The organism is Halomonas sp. SL1 (genome assembly GCF_003030865.2).
Classification (GTDB): Bacteria; Pseudomonadota; Gammaproteobacteria; order Pseudomonadales; family Halomonadaceae; genus Halomonas; species Halomonas halophila.
In genome coordinates this window covers 19,453-38,447 of record NZ_PYUQ02000011.1, presented here as the reverse complement: position 1 = coordinate 38,447, position 18,995 = coordinate 19,453, and the positions used below count along the sequence as shown (strand labels likewise).

Annotated in this window: 20 protein-coding genes; 10 read left to right on the top strand and 10 right to left on the bottom strand. The window is 66.0% G+C overall.

What is annotated here, in order from left to right; genetic code table 11:
* Nucleotides 1-37 precede the first annotated feature (37 nt).
* From C9J49_RS04365 to C9J49_RS04345, 5 genes are all read right to left on the bottom strand, one after another.
* Nucleotides 38-898 (bottom strand): SDR family oxidoreductase, encoded by an 861-nt coding sequence (locus tag C9J49_RS04365; protein ID WP_107181620.1) that lies wholly within the window; start codon nucleotides 896-898, stop codon nucleotides 38-40.
* Between the two features lie 31 nt (nucleotides 899-929).
* A complete protein-coding gene (locus C9J49_RS04360; RefSeq protein ID WP_107181619.1) occupies nucleotides 930-1,184 on the bottom strand; it encodes a Txe/YoeB family addiction module toxin in 255 nt (84 codons plus the stop codon).
* Nucleotides 1,181-1,435, bottom strand: a complete 255-nt coding sequence (locus C9J49_RS04355; protein ID WP_107181618.1) for a type II toxin-antitoxin system Phd/YefM family antitoxin — start codon at nucleotides 1,433-1,435, stop codon at nucleotides 1,181-1,183. Before C9J49_RS04355 ends, C9J49_RS04360 begins: the two co-directional genes overlap by 4 nt.
* 74 nt (nucleotides 1,436-1,509) lie before the next feature.
* On the bottom strand, nucleotides 1,510-4,812 hold the full coding sequence (locus C9J49_RS04350) for an AAA family ATPase (protein WP_107181617.1): 3,303 nt from the start codon (nucleotides 4,810-4,812) through the stop codon (nucleotides 1,510-1,512).
* Nucleotides 4,809-6,086 carry an exonuclease SbcCD subunit D C-terminal domain-containing protein gene (locus C9J49_RS04345; protein ID WP_107181616.1) on the bottom strand — a complete coding sequence of 426 codons (1,278 nt, stop codon included), beginning with the start codon at nucleotides 6,084-6,086 and terminating at the stop codon, nucleotides 4,809-4,811. Before C9J49_RS04345 ends, C9J49_RS04350 begins: the two co-directional genes overlap by 4 nt.
* Before the next feature lie 76 nt (nucleotides 6,087-6,162).
* Between C9J49_RS04345 and nfi the strand changes: the two genes are divergently transcribed.
* A complete protein-coding gene (gene nfi, locus C9J49_RS04340; RefSeq protein ID WP_107181615.1) occupies nucleotides 6,163-6,867 on the top strand; it encodes a deoxyribonuclease V in 705 nt (234 codons plus the stop codon).
* A gap of 89 nt (nucleotides 6,868-6,956) precedes the next feature.
* On the top strand, nucleotides 6,957-7,520 hold the full coding sequence (locus C9J49_RS04335) for a DUF1415 domain-containing protein (RefSeq protein WP_046080481.1): 564 nt from the start codon (nucleotides 6,957-6,959) through the stop codon (nucleotides 7,518-7,520).
* A 28-nt stretch (nucleotides 7,521-7,548) separates the two neighbouring features.
* Here the strand turns inward: C9J49_RS04335 and C9J49_RS04330 are convergent, their stop codons facing one another.
* Nucleotides 7,549-8,433 carry an aldo/keto reductase gene (locus C9J49_RS04330; RefSeq protein WP_052052391.1) on the bottom strand — a complete coding sequence of 295 codons (885 nt, stop codon included), beginning with the start codon at nucleotides 8,431-8,433 and terminating at the stop codon, nucleotides 7,549-7,551.
* 150 nt (nucleotides 8,434-8,583) lie between these two features.
* On the opposite strand from C9J49_RS04330, the gene C9J49_RS04325 reads away from it, so the two are divergent.
* Nucleotides 8,584-9,012, top strand: a complete 429-nt coding sequence (locus C9J49_RS04325; RefSeq protein ID WP_046079911.1) for an OsmC family protein — start codon at nucleotides 8,584-8,586, stop codon at nucleotides 9,010-9,012.
* Nucleotides 9,013-9,082: 70 nt separating this feature from the next.
* On the opposite strand, the gene C9J49_RS04320 is transcribed toward C9J49_RS04325, so the two are convergent.
* Nucleotides 9,083-9,772 (bottom strand): gamma-glutamyl-gamma-aminobutyrate hydrolase family protein, encoded by a 690-nt coding sequence (locus C9J49_RS04320; RefSeq protein ID WP_046079912.1) that lies wholly within the window; start codon nucleotides 9,770-9,772, stop codon nucleotides 9,083-9,085.
* Complete coding sequence (locus C9J49_RS04315; protein ID WP_046079913.1) at nucleotides 9,769-10,764, bottom strand: amidoligase family protein; 996 nt, start codon at nucleotides 10,762-10,764, stop codon at nucleotides 9,769-9,771. Before C9J49_RS04315 ends, C9J49_RS04320 begins: the two co-directional genes overlap by 4 nt.
* Nucleotides 10,765-10,850: 86 nt before the next feature.
* Between C9J49_RS04315 and C9J49_RS04310 the strand changes: the two genes are divergently transcribed.
* Nucleotides 10,851-13,169 carry a mechanosensitive ion channel family protein gene (locus C9J49_RS04310; RefSeq protein WP_046079914.1) on the top strand — a complete coding sequence of 773 codons (2,319 nt, stop codon included), beginning with the start codon at nucleotides 10,851-10,853 and terminating at the stop codon, nucleotides 13,167-13,169.
* Between the two features lie 35 nt (nucleotides 13,170-13,204).
* Here the strand turns inward: C9J49_RS04310 and C9J49_RS04305 are convergent, their stop codons facing one another.
* Nucleotides 13,205-13,612: a hypothetical protein gene (locus C9J49_RS04305; protein WP_107181614.1), complete on the bottom strand. Its 408-nt coding sequence runs from the start codon at nucleotides 13,610-13,612 to the stop codon at nucleotides 13,205-13,207.
* 1 nt (nucleotide 13,613) lies between these two features.
* Nucleotides 13,614-14,732, bottom strand: coding sequence for a DnaJ domain-containing protein (locus tag C9J49_RS04300; protein WP_107181613.1), 1,119 nt, complete (start codon nucleotides 14,730-14,732; stop codon nucleotides 13,614-13,616).
* Nucleotides 14,733-14,948: 216 nt separating this feature from the next.
* On the opposite strand from C9J49_RS04300, the gene C9J49_RS04295 reads away from it, so the two are divergent.
* From C9J49_RS04295 to C9J49_RS04270, 6 genes are all read left to right on the top strand, one after another.
* Nucleotides 14,949-15,317 (top strand): glutaredoxin domain-containing protein, encoded by a 369-nt coding sequence (locus tag C9J49_RS04295; protein ID WP_181454237.1) that lies wholly within the window; start codon nucleotides 14,949-14,951, stop codon nucleotides 15,315-15,317.
* A 306-nt stretch (nucleotides 15,318-15,623) separates the two neighbouring features.
* Complete coding sequence (locus C9J49_RS16905) at nucleotides 15,624-16,661, top strand: DUF2971 domain-containing protein (protein WP_146612964.1); 1,038 nt, start codon at nucleotides 15,624-15,626, stop codon at nucleotides 16,659-16,661.
* A 28-nt stretch (nucleotides 16,662-16,689) separates the two neighbouring features.
* Nucleotides 16,690-17,391: a hypothetical protein gene (locus C9J49_RS04290; RefSeq protein WP_107181611.1), complete on the top strand. Its 702-nt coding sequence runs from the start codon at nucleotides 16,690-16,692 to the stop codon at nucleotides 17,389-17,391.
* An 88-nt stretch (nucleotides 17,392-17,479) separates the two neighbouring features.
* Entirely contained in the window at nucleotides 17,480-17,974 is a 495-nt protein-coding gene (locus C9J49_RS04285) for an RIP homotypic interaction motif-containing protein (RefSeq protein ID WP_107181610.1), read from the top strand.
* Between the two features lie 108 nt (nucleotides 17,975-18,082).
* Nucleotides 18,083-18,430 carry a DUF3024 domain-containing protein gene (locus tag C9J49_RS04275; RefSeq protein WP_107181609.1) on the top strand — a complete coding sequence of 116 codons (348 nt, stop codon included), beginning with the start codon at nucleotides 18,083-18,085 and terminating at the stop codon, nucleotides 18,428-18,430.
* Between the two features lie 126 nt (nucleotides 18,431-18,556).
* Entirely contained in the window at nucleotides 18,557-18,883 is a 327-nt protein-coding gene (locus C9J49_RS04270) for a hypothetical protein (RefSeq protein ID WP_107181608.1), read from the top strand.
* The last annotated feature ends 112 nt before the right edge of the window (nucleotides 18,884-18,995 follow it).

Here is an 18,995-nt window from a genome sequence, read left to right as displayed (position 1 = left end):
CGGTGATGCCAGGAGTCTAGGGCGGCAAGCCGCCTTCTCACTCCCGCTCGCTCTTCGTCGCGCGCAGCAGCACCCGGTCCATGCCGCGCGTGCTCAGCAGCCGCTTCAGCGCGGCGAACAGGTGGGTGGGGACGGTCACGGCGTAGCGGGGCTTCGGGCGCCGGTGTTCGAGAGCGTGGATCAGCTTGTCGACGACCGCCTCGGGGCCGAGGGTGAAGGCGCCCTTGCCGTCCTCGCTGGCAAGGCGTGCCTCGACCTTCACGTAGGTGTCGGCGTGGGCGCTGTGGGCGGCGTCGATGTTGGCCCGATAGGCGCGGTAGGCGTTCTCGCGGAAGCGACTGGCGATGGGGCCGGGCTGGATCAGGCTGACGTGGATGCCGCTGCCGGTGAGCTCCTGGCGCAGCGTGTCGGCGAGGCCCTCGAGGGCGAACTTGGAGCACACATAGGCGCCGCGATAGGGCAGGGCGGCGAAGCCCAGCACCGAGCTGTTGTGCACGATGCGCCCGTGGCCCTGGGCGCGCATCATCGGCAGCACCTTGATGGTGAGCTCGTGGGTGCCGAGCAGGTTGGTCTCGAGCTGTTCGCGCAGCACGTCCCGGCTCAGGTCCTCCACCGCGCCGGGCTGTCCGTAGGCGCCGTTGTTGAACAGCGCCGTCAGCCGCCCGCCGGTGCGCTCGCGCACCGTTTCCACCGCGGCCGCGATCGAGGCGCTGTCGGCCAGGTCCAGCCGCAGCGCTTCCAGGCCTTCCGCCTCGAGCCGAGCAACATCCGCCTCGGCTCGTGCGGTAGCGAAGACCCGCCAGCCGCGCTTGGCCATGGCGTGGGCCGCGGCATGGCCGATCCCGCTGGAACAGCCGGTGATCAGCAGGCTGCGCGTCGAGTCGCGGCGTTCTGGCATCTCATCTTCCTTTCCGTGTGTCCGATATGGACTAGTAGTGATAACGCAGCTGAGCAATCAGCAAGGCATCTTCCGTCACCTTGTAGACGAGGCGATGTTCATCGTTGATGCGTCGCGACCAGTAACCCGCAAGACCATGCTTCAGGGGCTCCGGCTTGCCGATGCCCTCTAAGGGCGTGCGCTGGATCTCCTCGATCAGCTGGTTGATCCGGCGTAGCACCTTCTTGTCGGTCTTCTGCCAGTAGAGGTATTCCTCCCAGGCATGCTCGGAGAAGGTGAGCTTCATCCCTCGATGAGCTCCCGCTCCTGCCCGTCGCCTTCCTCCAACTGGGCGATGGATTCGAGCAGGCGGCGGGCGTTCTTCGGCGAGCGCAGCAGGTAGGCGGTCTCCTGCAGAGCCTCGTAGTCTTCCAGCGATATCATCACCACCGACGGCGCCTTGCTGCGGGTGATGGTGATGGGCATGTGATCGTCGCACACCTGCTGCATGGTCTTCGCCAGGTGACTGCGCGCCGCCGTATAGCTGATGGCTTCCATGAGTACTCTCCTGTACAGGATATTGTCCTGTACAGGATAGCGTGCAGGTAATGTCGCGACAATGGCGTTCGGTCTCACCCGCTGACCAGCCGTGCCTGGCTGGTGCCGTTGCCCAGCGGTTCGACGCGGATCTGCACCGGGATGCGCTCGTGCATCTCCTGGACGTGGGAGATCACCCCGACGCGGCGGCCCAGCGCCTGCAGGCCGTCGAGGGCCTCCATGGCCAGCGCCAGCGACTGCGGATCGAGGCTGCCGAAGCCTTCGTCGATGAACAGCGACTCGATGACCAGCTCGCCGGAGGCCATGGAGGCCAGCCCCAGCGCCAGGGCCAGCGAGACCAGGAAGGTCTCGCCACCGGACAGCGAGTGCACCGAGCGGCGCTCGTCGCCCATGTCGTGGTCGACCACCAGCAGCCCGAGCTCGCTGCCGCCGCGCACCAGCCGGTAGCGCCGCGACAGCCCGCCGAGGTGCGCGTTGGCGTGCTCCAGCAGCTGTTCCAGGTTGTAGGCCTGGGCGATGCGCCGGAACGCCTTGCCGTCGGCGGAGCCGATCAGCTCGCTGATCCGGCCCCAGCGGCGATGCTCGGCCCGCGCCGCCTCGAGCTCGGCCTGAGCGTCCTGCTGGCGCTGGCGCCGCCGGTCGTCGTCGTGCAGGGCGTGAGTGGCCTCGTCGCGCTGCTGCTGGGCGCTTTCCAGCCGCGGGGTGAGGCTCTCGCGCTCTTCGGCGAGTGCCTCGCGGCGACGGGCGATCTCGGCCTCGGCACTCGCTTCCAGCAGTGCCGCCTCATCGTCGGCGTCGACCAGGCCCTGCTCGCGACGATGATCGATCAGCGCCTGGCGGCGTTCCTTGAGAGCGGCGGCAGCCTGCTGACGGGCCTGGTCGGCGTCTTCCAGCTGCCGCCGCTGGCGCTCGGCCTCGTCGTCGGACTGGGCCAGCAGCCGGGCGAGGGTGGCGTCGTCCAGTTCGGGATGGGCCCGCCGCCACTCGGCCAGCTCGGCCTCGAGGGCGTCGCGCTCGCGGCGCAGTGTCTCGAGTCGCTCGGCCTCGTGGGCCGCCTGCTGGGCGAGGCGCTGATGCTCGGTCTGCGCTTCGTGATGGCGGGCCAGGGCCGCGTCGCGCGCGCTGGCGGCGGCCTGCTGACGGGCGTCGAGGTGCTGCTGCCAGGCGTCCGGCGAGGCGTGCTCGCCGAGGCGTTCGCGCAGGTCGGCGGCCAGGGCCTCGCGGGCCTGGCGAAGCGGCGGCAGCCGTTCGGCCAGCCCGTCGAGTTCCTGTTCGAGCTCGCTCTGCTGGGAGCCGAGCCGGGCGAGCTCGATCTCGTCCCGATGCAGCGCCTGGTTCAGCGGTGCGAGCTCGGTCTCGGCCCGGGACAGCTCGTCGAGGACGCGCCGATGCTCGGTTTTCCGTGCCTCGCTGGCCTGCCGCTGATGGTCCAGCCAGGCCTCGCGCTCCTCGGCGGCGATGGTGGCCAGCTCCGGCTGCAGCGGATGCGCGTCCAGCGTCCGCTGCGCCTCGGCGCGCTGCCGATCGGCGGTTCCGAGGTCCTCGCGCTGCTGGGCCACCGAAGCCTTCAGGGCGCGGTATTCGCCTTCGATGTCATGGCGCTGCTGGTAGGCCCGATCGCGCTGATCCTGCGCCTGTGCCAGCTGGCGATCCTCTTCTGCCTGCTGGGCGGCGAGCTGGGCCGCTTCCGGCGAGGCGGGTGGCCGGTGACGCCAGGGATGCTCGAGGCCGCCACAGACCGGGCAGGGCTCGCCGTCCGCGAGGCCCTCGCGCAGGTGGATGACGCTCTCGCTGCGCACGGCGCGGTTGCGCTCGACGAACGCCTGAACGCTCGTGAGATGGCGTTCGGCGTCGTCGAGGCGCTGGCGGGCGGCCTGGCCCCGGCCGAGCAGCGCCTCGAGGCGTTGTTCGCTCTCCGCCAGGCGTGTCTTCAGCGCCTGATGGGCCTGCTCGGCGCGGCAGGCTTCCTGCCAGCGGCCGTGCAGCTCACCCAGTTCGAGCCGGCGCTGGGCGGCTGCGTCGTGGGCCCGCTGGGCGGCCTGACGGGCGGCGTCCAGATCGTCATGGTCGCCGATCAGGCGTTCGAGGGCGGCGTGCCAGCGGTCGCGCTGTTCGCGCCGCTGGCCATGGGCCGCGTCGGCCTGGCGTCGCTGCTCGGCGAGGGCGTCGGTGCGTCGGCGGCGCTCCTGGTGAGTGTGCTCGAGCTCTGCCAGCTGCTGGTCCTGGGTCGCGAGGCGCTGGGCCCGTTCGCGGGCCTCGCGCAGGGCGGGCTCGGCCTGCTGGCGTGCCTCGGTGGCGTCCGCCAGCGAGCGTTCGGCGGCCTCGCTGGTCTCGCGGGCGCTCTGCTCGGCGCTCTCGGCGTCGGTAAGCGCTCGCTGCGTCTCGGCGTGCGTCGCCGCCAGGGCCTCGAGTTCGCCGGGCAGCGCGGCCTGGCGCGTCAGTTTGTGGCGCCGGGGCAGGATCACCCGTCGCCAGGCCTGATCCCGCCGGGCGGGGGCGAGTGAACTCCAGGCGTCCTCGGCCGTGTCCAGGTCGCTCTGACCGCGCTGGAAGGTGGCTTTCAGTTGATCATCTTTTTCATGCCAGTGCTGCCTGGCCTGAAGCGATGCCGAGTGCGCCTGCAGGTCGGTGAGCGCTCGCTGGGTGGTCTCGGCGGCGCGTTCGAGCTCGGCGCGGGCCTCGGGCTCGGCGGGCAGGTCGTCGGCGAGCCGGGCCTCGATCCTGTCCACTGCCTTCCTGGCCTCGCTGGCGCGGCGATAGGCGGCGATGGAGATGGCGGAGTATTCGGTGGTGCCGGTCAGCCGCTCCAGCAGGTCGCTGCGCTCGTTGTCGTCGGCCTTGAGGAAGGCGGCGAACTCGCTCTGGGCCAGCAGCACGGCGCGGGTGAACTGCTCGAAGCTCAGGCCCAGGCACTCGGGCAGCAGGCGGTCGAACTCGCGCTTCTGGTTGGTGAGCAGTCGCTCGTCGTCGAGGTCGCGCAGCGACTGGTCGACGGCCTGCAGACGGCCGCCGGCCTTCTCGCGGGCGCGGCGCACCGCCCAGCGGGCGCGGTAGCGGCGGCCGTCGCGGCCGAGAAAATCGACCTCGGCGTAGCCGCTGGCCGTGCCCCGACGCAGCAGGGTGCGCGGGTCGGCGGTGTTGAGGGTGGCGTCGCCGACGTCGGGCAGCGGCGCCTCGCGGCCGGGGGCCTGGCGCAGCCGGGGCGTGCCGCCGTAGAGTGCCAGGCACAGGGCATCGAGCAGGGTGCTCTTGCCGGCGCCGGTGGGGCCGGTGATGGCGAACAGCCCGGCATCGCTGAGCGGCGGCTCGGTGAAATCGAGCTCGAGCGGCCCGGGAATCGAGGCCAGGTTGGCCAGGCGCAGGGCGAGGATCTTCATGCGGAGTCCTCCTCGCCGGCGTCCAGCACGTCCTGACGCAGGCGGTCGAAGTCGGCCAGGATGTCGTCGTCCGGCGGCTCGCCCCAACGGCCCTGCCAGGTGCGCTCGAACAGCCGGCGGGGGCCGAGCGTCTCGAGATCGACGCGCTCGGGAGCGTGCTCGGCCGCGACTTGCGGCAGGCGCCGCTCGAGGCGCAGCAGGCGCAGTGGCTTGCCCTCGAGGGCGGCGTCGACGCGGGCGCGGAGGTCGGGCATCGGCGCCTCGAGCTCGACGCGCAGCTCCAGCCAGGGCCAGCGTTCTCTCGGCAGATCGGCATCGAGTTCCAGCGCCTCCAGCGCCTCCAGCTCGGCCAGCACGGCGTCGAGCGGTGCGGGGCCGAGCCGGTGCATGGCTACCGGGCGCGGCACGGGCAGGGATTCGACCCCGGTCAGCCGCTCGCCGTCGAGGGTCGCCTCGACCACCTGGTGGGCGTAGTTGAGCTCGCTGAAGTCCAGCGGCAAGGGGCTGCCGCTGTAGCGGATGCGCTCGTCGCCGACCTGCTGGGAGCGGTGCAGGTGGCCGAGGGCCACGTAGGCGATGTCGTCGGGGAACAGGGCGGCGGAGATCGACTCCTCGCCGCCGATCACGATCGGCCGCTCGCTGGCCTCGGAGACGGCGGCGCCGTGCAGGTGGGCATGGCTCATGGCGACCAGCGCCTGGCCGTTGCCGCGGCGCTCGCGGGCGGCGCCGATCAGTTCGCTGTGGACGCGGTTGATGCCGGCGACGTAGTCGTTGGGCGCTTCCTCACCGTCCCCAGCTTCGTCGTCACGGGACATCTGGCCGGTGACCTCGGCGGGGCGCAGGAAGGGCAGCGCCAGGCACCAGGCGCGGGTCTCGCCGGCCGCGTCGGTCAGCGGCACCAGCAGGCGCTCGGCGTCGAGGCGGCCGTCGTCGAGCCAGCGTACCCGACCCCGGGCGTGGGTGCGCAGGCGCTGCATAAGCGGCGCGGGCAGCTCGATGCGGTTGCCGCTGTCGTGGTTGCCGGCGATCAGCACGATGTCGAGCGTCGGCAGCCGCTCGTGGGCGCCGACGATGAAGTCGAAGAGCAGTTCCTGGGCGCGCAGCGAGGGATTGACCACGTCGAAGATGTCGCCGGCCACCAGCAGGGCGTCGGCGTCGCGTTCGACCAGGGTGTCGAGCAGCCAGGCCAGGAAGGCGCGGTGCTCCTCATGGCGCTCCTGGCCGTGGAAACTCTGGCCCAGGTGCCAGTCGGCGGTGTGGATCAGTCTCAGCATCGGCTCCCCGGTGTTCCGTCACACGGTTGAAAAGGCCTAGTCTAACCCGAGCGCCGCCGACACATCAGGAGCCCGCATGCCGTCCGTTCCCTTGCACGATTGGAACCTTTCCCCCGCCGAGGCCATCGCGCTGCAGAAGCGCCTGGCGGGGCGGGTCGAGCGCGAGGATCGGCTGGACCCGGTGAACCGCATCGCTGGCGTGGATATCGGCTTCGAGCATGGGGGCGAGATCACCCGCGCCGCGGTGGTGGTGCTGGCCTGGCCGCCGACGGGCGAGGGCGCCTTCGAGATGGTCGAGCAGGCGGTGCACCGCGAGCCGACGCGCATGCCCTATGTGCCGGGGTTGCTGTCGTTTCGCGAGGTGCCGGCGGCACTGGCGGCCTTCGACAGGCTCGCGACCCGCCCGCAGCTGGTCATGGTCGACGGCCAGGGCATCGCCCATCCGCGCCGGCTGGGGGTGGCCAGCCACCTGGGGCTGTGGCTCGACCTGCCGACCATCGGCGTGGCCAAGACGCGGCTGTGCGGCCGCCACGGCGAGCCGGGGGCGGAACGGGGCGACTGGGCGCCGCTGGTCGACACAGGCTCCGACGGTGAGGAGACGATCGGCGCGGTGCTGCGCTCGCGGCAGGGCGTGAAGCCGGTGTTCGTGTCGCCGGGGCATCGGCTGTCGCTGGCCTCGGCGCTGGAGTGGACGCTGGCCTGCCTGGGGCGGACCAAGCTGCCGGAGCCCACGCGGCTGGCCGATCGGCTGGCGTCGAGACGGGATCAGAAGCGGCGCTGAGCCGATCTTTTTCCACCTTGCTTGCCATTCAGGGCCGGGCGGCCGACCATGGCGCCCCTTCTTTCACCATCACCATCGAGATGCCCGCCATGACCGCTTCTGTTCCTTCCCCGCTCGAGGCCACCCGCGCCTGGGTCGAGACCTTCGTGGTCGGCCTCGAGGTGTGTCCCTTCGCCGGCCGCGAGGTCACCCGCGACAGCATCCGCTACGTGGAGGTGGACGCCTCCGATCCCGCGGCGGCGCTGATGAAGCTGATGGAGGAGTGCTGGCATCTCGACGAGCACGCCGAGACCGAGACCACGCTGATGGTGCTGAGCGAGGGGCTGGCGGACTTCGACGACTACCTGGACGCGCTGGGCATGGCCGAGGCGCTGCTGGAGGAGCAGGGCTACGAGGGCATTTATCAGCTCGCGAGCTTCCACCCGGACTATGAGTTCGAGGGCGAGGCCGGGGATTCGCCGCGCAACTTCACCAACCGCTCGCCCTGGCCGATGTGGCACCTGATCCGCGAGGCCGGGCTGGAGCGAGCGCTGGCTCACTACCCGGACCCCGAGGCCATCCCCGAGCGCAACGCGGCGCTGATGGAGGCCAAGGGGCACCAGGCGCTGGCCGCCTCGCTGGCGGCGCTGCGCGGGGCATCGGGGCAGGGCTAGCCCCGACGCCCGTCGCTCCAGTCGCGTCTCACACCACGTCCAGCGGTTCCTTGGCGAAGGGAGCCGGGAATTCCGCTTCCAGACGATCCACGGCCTGATCGTCCAGGGTGGCCTGGAGCACGGCGGCGTTGTCGCGGACGTGCTCGAGGTGCACGGCCTTGGGCAGGGCGATCAGGTCGCGCAGCCCGTCGACCGGGCGGATCGCCCAGGCCAGCATCAGCTGGGCAGGCGTCAGGCCCTGCTCGGCGGCCAGGGTGTTGACCACCTCGTTGGTGAGCGGGTCCTGCTGCAGTCGGCCGGCGCGCGCCAGCGGGCAGTAGCCCATCAGCGGCATGCCGTGCTGGCGATGCCAGGGGCGCAGGGCGTGCTCGATGCCGCGCGAGCCCAGATGGTAGAGCACCTGATTGATCGCGCAGCTGTCGCCGCCGGGTCGTCCATACAGGCCTTCCATGTCGTCGACGTCGAAGTTGGAGACGCCGAAGCGGCGGATCTTGCCGTCCTCGCGCAGTCGTTCGAAGGCTTCCAGGGTCTCGTCCAGGGGGATGCCGCCCGGCCAGTGCAGCAGGTAGAGGTCCAGGTGGTCGGTGCCCAGGCGCTCGAGGGTCGCCTCGCAGGCGGCGATGGCCGAGTCGCGGCCGGCGTTCCAGGGGTAGACCTTGGACACCAGGAAAGCCTCGTCGCGGCGCCCGGCGAGCGCCTGGCCGACGACCTTCTCGGCGCCGCCGTCGGCGTACATCTCGGCGGTGTCGATCAGCGTCATGCCCAGGTCCATGCCCAGCTGGAGGGCGCGGATCTCGTCGGCGCGGGAAGCGGGGCCTTCGCCCATGTACCAGGTACCCTGGCCGATGGCGGGCACTGCCACGGCCGGCTCGTGGGCCGTGGCCGGCAGGGTGACGCGAGCGGGTTGTGTCATGGCGCTTCCTGTCTGTTGTTGTCGAGGTCTTGCCTCCAGTCTGGAGATGGCGGCCCGGTGGCGCAATCCGCCCTTGTTCCACGGTGAGATCATCCCCATGGTCTATCGTGAAGAGGCGAGAATTCGACCACTCAAGCGCAAGGAGTCGACATGAGCATCCAGAAGAACGGCAGCGCCGTCTGGCAAGGCGGCCTCAAGGACGGAAAAGGCACGGTATCCACCCAGAGCGGCACGCTGAGCGAGGCGCCTTACAGCTTCGCCAAGCGCTTCGAGGACGAGGCCGGCGCCAACCCCGAGGAGCTGATCGGCGCCGCCCATGCGAGCTGTTATTCCATGGCGCTGTCGATGATCCTCGGCGAGGCGGGCTACACGCCGGAGCGCATTGCCAGTCGGGCCAGCGTCACCCTGGCGCCGGACGACAGCGGCTTCAGCATCAGCGCCATCCACCTGGAGACCCGCGCCAGCGTGCCGGGGGCCGACGAGGCGGCCTTCCAGGACGCGGCGGAGAAGGCCAAGGCCGGCTGCCCGGTGTCGAAGCTGTTCAATGCCGAGATCACCCTGGACGCCAGGCTGGACTGAGGCGCCAGGCGCGATCCACCCGACCACACACGTCAGTCAGCGAGGCCACCTTCGGGTGGCCTCGTGGCGTTCAGGGGGAGGTGTCGCGTGCCCGGTCGGCGGCCTTCACCAGGGCGCGGATCAGCCGCTGCTGGGGACGATTGAAGATCAGCCACTCCGGGTGCCACTGCACGCCGATCAGGAAGTCGTGCTCGCGGGACTCGATGGCCTGCACCAGGCCGTCGCGGTCGCGGGCGACGATCTCTATGCCCTGGCCGGTCTCCTGCACCGCCTGGTGGTGCAGGCTGTTGATGCGACACCAGGTCACGCGAAGGATGCGGTAGAGCCGGCTGTCGCCGACGATGTCCACCGTCTTGCGCGGCAGCACGGTGCGCCGCCGCTTGAGCCCCTCGTTGGTGGTGTAGATGTCCGGGTCCAGGGTGCCGCCCTGGTGCACGTTGATCAGCTGGGCGCCGCGGCAGATGCCGAGCACCGGCGTGCCGGCGGGAATGAAGCGCTCGAGCAGTGCCATCTCGAGCTGGTCGCGTTCGGGATCGACGCGCACGTCGAGCTGGATCTCGCCGCCGTAGTGGTGGGCCTCGATGTCATCGCCGCCACCGATGATCAGGCCGTCGAGTCCGGTGGGCCGCGGGCGCGCGGGCGACAGCCGCAGTGGGCGGCCGCCGTGACGCCACACGGCGAACCAGTCGAACCACCAGGCGATGCGGCTCTTGCGGTCGGAGGTCGTGATACCGATCAGCGGGCGCGGGTGCTGCCTCATGACTGCCCTAACCTCCGGCGCAGCGATTGCCACAGCCGTACCGGCCAGACCGGACGATGGCGGGCCAGATATTGGGCACCGCGCTCGGCCAGCGTTTCCGGCGAGGCGGCCAGCACTTCCACCTCGAGCCAGCGATTCCACTCCTGGACGGCACCCCAGCCGGATTCGGAGAGCTGGGCGTTGGGCAGCCGGTAGTGGTAGGTCGGCCGCGGCTTGACCAAGTGATCGTCGAGCAGCTCGTGGGGATGCTCGGGATGCAGGTGGGCGAACAGCGGCAGCAGGTCGAGCTCGCGGTTGCGGGTCGGGTTGTCCTCGAGATAGTCGTCGATCAGCGTCTCGAGGTCCGGCGCGTAGTCGGGGTCGAGCACCTTGAGCGCGTAGGCCCGCGGGAAGGGGTTGGCGTGGGGCAGCACCTCCCGGGTGATGTCGACCTGGATCTGTTCGCGCAGCCAGCGAGCGCTGAGCAGATAGGCGCGCAGGTGGGCCAGCAGGCTCTCGACGTCCAGGCTCGGCGCCTCTGGGTTGAGGTGCAGGCCGAAGCCGTAGAGCAGGCTGGCGTCGGTGCCCTTGGCGCCGCGCTGACGCAGCGCCTCGAACAGGGCATCGAGCTCCCCGAGCTCGTCCCAGGGCACCGGCGGGCAGACGATCTCGGTGGGCACCAGGCCGGTGACCACGTCGCCGATCAGCTCGCGGGTGCGCTGGTGGAACTCCTGGCGCATGCGCTCCCATTCGCTGTCCTGGCAGGCGTCGGGATCGACCCGCTCGGCGTCCGGATGGGCGTACTGGGTGTCCAGCTCGATGCCGAACTCGCCCCAGCGGGTGTCGGTGACCTTCAGGCGATGGGGGCTCAGCACCTCGACCTCGCCGCCGAACAGCTCCTGTACCAGATTGGCGGTGTCTCGCGGCGGCAGGCCGGCGAACTCGATCTCGACTCCGACCCGGCGGGGCCTTCCTTCGGCATTGTCGGGTACGGGTGGCGGTTGCGGCGTCATGACGGCATCCTGTGTGACGGTATCGGCAGCCTAACATCGCTGCCATGGATTCTGATATTGCGGTCACCAACGTACGGAGACTCACGTTGCCACGCGCGCATCGCCACTTCTCGTTCGCCCTGCGGGGCCTGCTACTGCTCTCGCTGCTGCTTCTGTCGCCGATGGCGGCCGCTCAGTCGCTGCCCATCTCCTCCCTGGGCGGCGGTCAGGAACAGAGCGGCGAGCAGCCGCCCGATCCCGAGGCCCTGCAGCAGGCGCTCGACCGCATCATCACCACGCTGGAAGACGAGAACCGGCGCGACCAGCTCTTGCAAAGCCTGGAATCGCTGCGCACCGCCAACAGCGAGGTCACGCAGGGGGAGGGCATCGCCGGGCAGCAGGGGCTGCTGGGGGCGCTGGCCGATACCCTCAACGAGCTTGGCGAGCAGGCCGAGTCCGGTAGCTCGCCGTTCAACGACTGGCAGCGGCAGTTCCGCGAGGGCTGGACGGACTTCACCGAGCTGACGCTTCGCACCGGCGACGGCACGCTGCTCAACTTCGTGGTCGAGATGACGGTGCTGGTCGGCATCTGGGCCGGGCTGCTGGTGATCCTGATCGCGCTGGGACGGCGGCTGGCGCAGCGGCGGGGCTGGCCGCTGGACCTGCCCCGCGAGCCCAAGGGGCTGTTGCTGGCGATTCACTTCCTGCGCCGCCTGTTGCCCTGGGCGCTGGCCTTCGTGCTGGCGCTGGGCGTGGCCCAGCTGGTGCCCGAGAGCCCGGGGCGCACCGGGGCGCTGGTGGTGGCCTATATCTCGCTGTGCGGGCGTACCCTGTCGGTGGTGGTGGAGACGGTGATCTCGGTGTTCACCCGCGGTCATCGCTTCGTCGCCGTGCAGATCCTCCAGCAGCGGGCGCTGCGGCCGCTGTTCGTGATCGGCGCGCTGATCGCCCTGGGCGATGCCCTCAATTCCACGCGGATCACCGACTCGATCGGCGACGACCTGGCCAACCTGCTGTCGGTGATCGCCAACGTGCTGGCCGCGCTGCTCAGCGGGCGCTTCGTGATCCGTTTCAAGCGGCCGATCACGCACCTGATTCGCAATCGCTCGTACAAGCATCGTCGCGACAGCAGCAACGCCGCCGACATGGCGCGTGCGGTGGGCGGGCTGTGGCACATCCCGGCGCTGCTGCTGGTGGGGGGCTCGCTGGTGGCGATCTTCGTCACCGGCGGCGACGTGGCCACCGCCCTGGCGCGCTCCATCGTCTCGGCCTCGCTGCTGGTGCTGACCCTGGTGGTGGCCGGGCTGATCCGCCGTCATTCCGAGCGCCGCACCAAGCGCCGCTTTCGCCGCGAGTATCGCCGCCGGCTGGAACGCTTCGGCTACACCCTGGCCCACGTGGTGGCCTGGATCGCCTTCGCCGAGCTTTTCCTGCAGGTGTGGGGCGGATCGCTGATCGGCATCGGCCGCGAGGGCGTGGCCAGCGTGCGCATCGGCCAGGCGCTGCTCGGTATCGGCTTCACCGTGCTGCTGGCCTGGCTGGCCTGGATCTTCGCCGACACCGCCATCCAGCGGGCGCTGGCTTCCTCGGCGCGTGCCCGCGGCCGGCGCGTCAACCAGGCCCGGGCCCAGACCATCACGCCGATGATCCGCAACATCATTTTCGCCACCATCGTGATCATCGCCTCCATCGTCGGGCTGGCCAACCTGGGGGTGAACGTCACGCCGCTGCTGGCCGGTGCCGGTGTGATCGGCCTGGCGATCGGCTTCGGCGCCCAGACCCTGGTGCAGGACCTGATCACCGGCATCTTCATCCTGATCGAGGATTCGCTGGCGGTGGAAGACTTCGTGCAGATCAACGGCCACATGGGCACCGTCGAGGGGCTGACGCTGCGCACCGTGAAGCTGCGCGACCTGGACGGCATCGTGCACATCATCACCTTCAGCCGCATCGACTCGATCCACAACATGTCGCGCCAGTTCGGCATCGCGCTGATGAAGATCCGTATCCCCTACAGCATGAAGATCGACGACGCCATCACCCTGATGCAGGAGACCGCCCAGGCGCTGCGCCAGGACCCGATGATGCGCCACTACATCTGGTCGCCGCTGGAGATGCAGGGCATCCATGCCTTCGAGGACGGCTGCCCGATCCTGCGCATGCGTTTCCGCACCGCGCCGGAGATGCAGTGGGACGTGGCGCGTGCCTTCAATCTGCTGCTCAAGCGTCGCATGGAGGAGCAGGGCGTCGATCTGGGCGTGCCGCGCCTGAGCGTCAGCATGGAAGGCCATGGCGGCGGCCGGCTGGACGGCAGCGCCGAGTGGGGGCAGGACCACGATGCCGCCGGGCGCGAGCCCGGCGAGGCCGGCGTGGCGGACCCTCATCGCCAGACCAGCGCCAGCGGCGGCTCGCCCGACCCGGGCTAGGGCCCAAGCTGGCGCAGGGATCGCAGCGGAAAGCGTCAGAGCAGATAGCGGCCCAGGGCCACGCCGCCGGCCAGCGTCGCCAGCCACAGCACGAGCAGTATGCCGCGGCGCCTGGGCCGGCGGTTATGCGCCCGGGCGGCCACGTTCAGGCGCTGCATCCATTCCTCGAAACGCGAGCCCGGCGGGCCCGGCGGCAGCGAGAAGTCGTCCGCCGGGCCGGCGCGCCAGTAGGGCGCGTGGGTCAGGCCCAGCCGCGCGCGCAGTCGGCCGATGTCGGAGAGGGTGTCGTGCAGGGCGTCGTATTCGGCGCGGCGCGAGTCGGCCTGCAGCACGGTGGCGGCGTCGGCCTTGAGGGCGCTGTGCTCGCAGCGCGCGATGGCCTCGGCCACGGCCGACTCGTCGGCATCGGCGGAGAGGTGCAGTCGCTGGTAGAGGTCGCGCATCTCAGCTCACCTTCATCAGGAAGTCATAGGCCCGGCGAATCCGCTGGAAGCGCCGCGAGGCGCTGGCGACGATGGCGTCGCCCTCCTGGTGGAAGCGGTCCGGATGATGGGCCTGGGCGAGGCGCCGGTAGGCCTTGCGGATCTCGCCGCGGCTGGCGCCGGGCTCCAGGCCCAGCACGGTCAGGGCGCTGCGGATGCGCGGGTCGGGCGCCGCGGGCCGCTCGTGGGCACGATGCGCGCCGTCATCGTGGGCACGCTGGTGGCCATGGTCAGAGCCCCGGTCACCAGAGCGTGAGTGCTGTTGCCGTTCACGATGGCCGCCGCGGCGGCGTTCCCGCTCTTCCTCTCGGTGTCGTCGCGCCTGTTCGCGCTCGGCCCGTTGGCGCTGCTTCTCGGCCTCGCGCCGGGCCTGCTGGCGGCGTTTCTCGGCGTCGCGTTCGGCTTTCTGCCGGGCCTTGGCCTGTGCCTTTTCCTCCTGACGCTGGCGCCGGGCTTCCGCCTTGTCCTCGCGAGCCTGACGGCGCGCCTCGGCCCGCGCTTCGCGAGCGCTTTCCTGCTCGGTTCGCTCGCTCTCGGCGGCCTGTTCCTGTCCGGGGCGCTCGTCGTTCTCCTCACCGGCCGTTTCACGACGACGGTCTCGCGTGCCCCGTTCGCGCTGCTGCCAGTAGTCGCGCCGGCTCGGGTCGCCCGGCTCGCGCAGCGCCCGGCCGGCCTGGGAGGCATAGAGCTCGGCGAACTCCAGCGGCGGCACGCCCAGCAGGTCGGCCAGGAAGCGCAGGATATGGTGGTTGGCCAGGGTCGGCTTGCCGTGCTCGGCGGCCAGGGTGACCGCCAGGCGCAGGAAGGCGCGGGCGGTGTCGCCATGCAGCTCCTTCTGCAGCACCTCGGCGGCGAGCTGGATGGCGCCCAGGTCCTGGCTGGCGGCGATTTCCAGCAGCGGGGCCAGCTCGTGGCCGTGGCGGAAGGCGCCGGTCAGCGAGACCAGCTGGGCGCGCTCGGCTTCCCCGACCGGCCCCTGCTGGGCCAGCACCCAGGCCAGCAGCAGCAGCGAGGCGCTGTCGGCCTGGTCGCGACTCTGGAGCAGCAGCAGTTCGAAGGTGGAGAAGCGCGCAGCGGTCATTCCCTGACTCTGGTTGGATATCTTGTTGAAGGGCCCCGTCGGTGGGCAGATCAGGCATCGATCATGTTCGTGCCGGGGCCTGGCCTTGGCAAGCCCGGCGCGGCGATGTGCTAGCGTAATGCCGGAAGCATCGGCCACGGCAGGCGCGCCGACGCGGGAGGCAACCCTTTGACATCGGCGGCTTGCGCCCGATCTTGATGCCGGGAGGAGAACATCATGCGATCACTGATCCAGACATTGCTGGCGCCGGTGGTGTGGGTGGCCGACAAGCTCGGCACCCGCCGCGAGGTCGCCCGGAACGACGCGCACCAGGCCGAGGTGGACGCCGCCTGCGAGGCCCTGGCGCTCTACCAGTTCTGGAGCGAGCCCGAGTGCATTCGCGTGCGCCGCGCGATCACCCGCCTGGGGCTCTCCATCGAGACCCGCGACGCCCGCCTCGACCCCGAGCACGGCCAGACGCTGAAGGAGCAGGGCGGCAAGCTCCAGGTGCCGTGCCTCTACATTCGTGAGGCCTCCGGCGAGGAGCGCTGGCTCTATGGCGCCCAGCGCATCATCGACTATCTGAAACGGCACTTCGGGGAGTAGGGCGGCATCCTTTCTCGATACGCTCAGCGGCCCTCCCCACCACGCCTGTCCCCCGTCAATGGTGCTCATGCCACGCTAGATCCTCAGCTAATTTAGTGGCAGGCTGAAGGAAAGGACGTAAAAGGTGGAAGGCACGATGATCGGTGTTATCGCGCCTAATTGTCATTAATATGCATGAAAATCAGTGGGTTGGGCGCATCAGGCGGGCCGTATAACATGGATGAACGTGCCGGCACGTTTAAGTCAATAAACGAGCCAGCTGCCTAATATCTGTTAGAGCTAGTTCCTATAATAGAAAGAGGCCGTATGTCTGATCTTTATATTTGGCGGTATATGTCGTTGGCAAAGTATGTCGATATGCTGCGTTCAAGGTCAATTTTTTGCCCTAAAGCCTCGCTGTTTCAGGATGAATCAGAGGGTAAATGGATCGCACACGCCGTTTTATGGGGTGAAAAAGAGAGATGGCAACGCGTCCGTGGCTACGCCGAGGAACTTCAAAAAGTTCTCGATAATGCAAAAGGAAATCAAGACGACGCCTTAAGCTATTCAGCAAGTCTATATAACAAGTTGCCTCCTGAAGAGGAGCGCTCTGTTCTGGCTGATGTTTTGAAGCGTGTACCTGTAGTGTATCCCCACAAACGTATTGAGTACCTTGAGACTATGATTCAGGGTTGGCGAGAGAACCATGATAATTACAATGTTCGCGTAGCCGAATGGCTTAATGAAGTCGCCATCGACAGAGAATCAACTTACATCAGCTGCTGGAATCGCGCTGCCTCAATGTCGCTTGCAATGTGGAACTTATATGGCGGTGGTGGTGAATCAGTTGCTATTAGGTTAAAACCAGAGACGCTAGAGAAGCTTCTACACAGCAATTCTGGTTGGTTGCATGAGGCGGGCCTAGAGGGGCAGGTCATTGACGTAGACTACATTGATGGACTGACAAGCCCAGAAAAAGAGTTACAGGAAGAGCTGATAGGGAAGCTCAATGTTGGCAAAGATGTGAGGGTCGGGGCCTTCAGCGTAAAGCCTGCGTTGTATGAATATGAGGCTGAAGTTAGATTGATAGTTTATCCAAAGCGCGAGATTGGGAAACCACTGTCAGATCCGCACCCTGAACGTGATGGTATTTCACTAAATATTGGGGAATTCGATAGTAGTCTCTCGGATTTTATCGAAGCAGTCTATGTTCATCCTCTTCTTGGCTCAAACTCAATGATGGTTCGAGTAGTGAAAGCTATAAACGAACTGTTCGGGCTACCTAATCTGCCTATCATTACTGACAAAGTTGAGGCTATAGGTTCTAACATGGCGCTTCAGCCGACCGGTTTCACCGGCGACTGAGCTTGGCGTTAGCTGTCTAGGGGGATTTGTGCTACCAGGAGATGTATTACTAGTAACTGGTGAAGGCAAATTATCTTCATCGCTTGTGGCTGTACAAAAAGCCATTTATAAAAACGCCATTTCTAGCCATGTTGCTTTTAGTTTGGGTGATGGGGTTTTTATACACGCTACAGGTGACAAAGGTGTGCATTTAACCTTGTTGATTGATGAAGATAGGACCTGTAAAGCTGGATGGAGAGTTATTAGACATAAAACCATTACAGAGACATGTTTGAAAACTGAGAATCTTCAGAAAGCGGCCATGTTTTTCTATGCTCAAGATTACAATAAGGCTTTTATGGGGGCAGGTAATGAGTCGTCGTCATTTTGCTCTGAATTAGTCGCAAAAGCCTTTGCGAGAGCTGAAATAGAAATCATTGAAGGAAGGCCGCCTAGCAAAGTTACACCAGCTCATTTTGATCAAGAAGCCGATAACTTGGAAGAGTGGGTAGATGTCACTGAAGAATACCAAGAGCTGCTTGCTAGTATGAAAGAAAATGAATTTGTATTTAGATTGGCTGCTAATACGTTAAGCTCAGTTATGACAAGACGAAAAGCAAATGAACCATTTCGACAAGAAATTATTGAGCGCCTTGAAGGTGGTTCGCCTGAGAATCGAGAACTAGCTCAAAAAATGAGAGAAATGCTAGCTGGAAGAAATTTAAAGTATTGGCATGAAAAAGACAGCTAACAATGCAATTAAATTCGCTCCCTGCGGTCGCTGGACGCTCGTTCCTCGCGCCGTTTATTGCGGGCGTTAAACATCTAAGGAGAGACCTGTGGGAATTCTAAAAAGTGAAGATGCGAGAATAGAAAAAGCAAACGGAGATGTGGTCGGTCCATATAAGGCATCATTTGCTGGTAACACTATTATTCTTGATGACCCTAAAGCAGATGTAGAAGAAGGAGACACTATTCTACGTCAGTTGCCTAATGGTAAAGATGAAAGAAGTTTTGTAACTGAAGCAACTTTCTTCAATACAGGTGTTGGAAGAAGAGGTCCTCACTATCAAGTAAAAATCAGAAAAGGAAGCGCGCCCGTGGCGCATAAGCCTGTGCAGAACATAAATATATCTGGTGCTCAGTCAGTTCAGATAGGTGACTATAACAGTCAGAATATTATCAATTCATTTGAAGCTCTATCACAAAAAATTGAGTCTTCTTCGGCTACACCAGAAGAGAAAGAGGAAGCTAAATCATTACTATCGAAATGCTTATCTCACCCTCTTGTTGTTTCTGTATTGGGCGCGGCAGCCGGGACGATAGGTGGCTAATGTTTAACAAAGCCAAGCACTGCGACAGCTTTTTCGTTACGGCTTCGCCTCAACTACAAAGCTGCGCGTGTTGGCGGCGTTATGTGGGCATTCCCATAGAGAATCCATATGGCATTCAGTGAGTTTGAATCGAAGAAAATTGAGCGGGCCGCTTCAGAGTTTCTGGAAAATCGGAGGCCGCCAGTCGATATCCGACCCAAGTTAGATATAGACGTTCGGGTGTCTGGCCAAAGCGTGCAAATTGTCGAGATCCGCCCTCATTTTCGGGAGCCGTCCACAATCATTGAATCACCGGTAGCAAAAGCTACCTACGTGAAGAAAGCGCAGCGCTGGAAAATCTACTGGATGCGTAGCGATCTGAAGTGGCATTTGTACACGCCAGAACCTGAGTCACGATCCATCGAGGAATTCTTTGCTATCGTGAATGGCGATGAGAATGGCTGTTTCTTCGGGTAGCACATAACCAGGCGTTGTAGTTCGCGGCCTGCGGCCGCCGGACGCCCTTTACATTGCGGCTTCGCCTCCATTGCAAGGTCGCCGCTAAGCTCTGCGTTAACTTTAGAATTTCTTGAGGAGTTAGATATGTCTGAGCATTCACTAGAAAATACCGAGCAGCTCGGTGCGATCAATAAAAAGATCGTGGCCGCAGGGGAAGAACTCCCGGCGGTGACGCTCAAGGATGGCAGCAGAGTACAGACAGGCACGGTGGCAACGATGCTGCGTAACGTCGCCCTGCATAATGGTGGCGAGCGCGGCGAAGTGGAGAAAGAGCTGGAAGCTGCCGTGCCGACTCTGGTCAAAGTGGGGCTTTTCGACTTGTTCTCGTTGGATGAATGGATTGGCGGGTCAAATCCCGGGCGTAGTTTCGTCGGGCGGTGCGCCCAAAAGTATCTCGCCGAGAGAAGCTGAGTAATCGTGCCAGGCGACCGCCAAGCGTTGCCGTGCTTGGGGGCAGATGAACGCTGGCGCATCTCACGGGTTTCGTGGTGCCGAGAGCGGGCGGAAGATGCCGTCTCGTTGT

What these genes read in the sequence shown, in the direction of transcription:
- C9J49_RS04315 (WP_046079913.1), bottom strand. Translation starts at nt 10,764, where the DNA reads ATGACGCCGCAACCGCCACCCGTACCCGACAATGCCGAAGGAAGGCCC.
- C9J49_RS04345 (WP_107181616.1), bottom strand. Translation starts at nt 6,086, where the DNA reads ATGCTGAGACTGATCCACACCGCCGACTGGCACCTGGGCCAGAGTTTC.
- C9J49_RS04305 (WP_107181614.1), bottom strand. Translation starts at nt 13,612, where the DNA reads ATGCGCGACCTCTACCAGCGACTGCACCTCTCCGCCGATGCCGACGAG.
- C9J49_RS04360 (WP_107181619.1), bottom strand. Translation starts at nt 1,184, where the DNA reads ATGAAGCTCACCTTCTCCGAGCATGCCTGGGAGGAATACCTCTACTGG.
- C9J49_RS04365 (WP_107181620.1), bottom strand. Translation starts at nt 898, where the DNA reads ATGCCAGAACGCCGCGACTCGACGCGCAGCCTGCTGATCACCGGCTGT.
- C9J49_RS16905 (WP_146612964.1), top strand. Translation starts at nt 15,624, where the DNA reads ATGTCTGATCTTTATATTTGGCGGTATATGTCGTTGGCAAAGTATGTC.
- C9J49_RS04320 (WP_046079912.1), bottom strand. Translation starts at nt 9,772, where the DNA reads ATGAGGCAGCACCCGCGCCCGCTGATCGGTATCACGACCTCCGACCGC.
- C9J49_RS04350 (WP_107181617.1), bottom strand. Translation starts at nt 4,812, where the DNA reads ATGAAGATCCTCGCCCTGCGCCTGGCCAACCTGGCCTCGATTCCCGGG.
- nfi (WP_107181615.1), top strand. Translation starts at nt 6,163, where the DNA reads ATGCCGTCCGTTCCCTTGCACGATTGGAACCTTTCCCCCGCCGAGGCC.
- C9J49_RS04270 (WP_107181608.1), top strand. Translation starts at nt 18,557, where the DNA reads ATGTCTGAGCATTCACTAGAAAATACCGAGCAGCTCGGTGCGATCAAT.
- C9J49_RS04300 (WP_107181613.1), bottom strand. Translation starts at nt 14,732, where the DNA reads ATGACCGCTGCGCGCTTCTCCACCTTCGAACTGCTGCTGCTCCAGAGT.
- C9J49_RS04295 (WP_181454237.1), top strand. Translation starts at nt 14,949, where the DNA reads ATGCGATCACTGATCCAGACATTGCTGGCGCCGGTGGTGTGGGTGGCC.
- C9J49_RS04330 (WP_052052391.1), bottom strand. Translation starts at nt 8,433, where the DNA reads ATGACACAACCCGCTCGCGTCACCCTGCCGGCCACGGCCCACGAGCCG.
- C9J49_RS04325 (WP_046079911.1), top strand. Translation starts at nt 8,584, where the DNA reads ATGAGCATCCAGAAGAACGGCAGCGCCGTCTGGCAAGGCGGCCTCAAG.
- C9J49_RS04275 (WP_107181609.1), top strand. Translation starts at nt 18,083, where the DNA reads ATGGCATTCAGTGAGTTTGAATCGAAGAAAATTGAGCGGGCCGCTTCA.
- C9J49_RS04355 (WP_107181618.1), bottom strand. Translation starts at nt 1,435, where the DNA reads ATGGAAGCCATCAGCTATACGGCGGCGCGCAGTCACCTGGCGAAGACC.
- C9J49_RS04335 (WP_046080481.1), top strand. Translation starts at nt 6,957, where the DNA reads ATGACCGCTTCTGTTCCTTCCCCGCTCGAGGCCACCCGCGCCTGGGTC.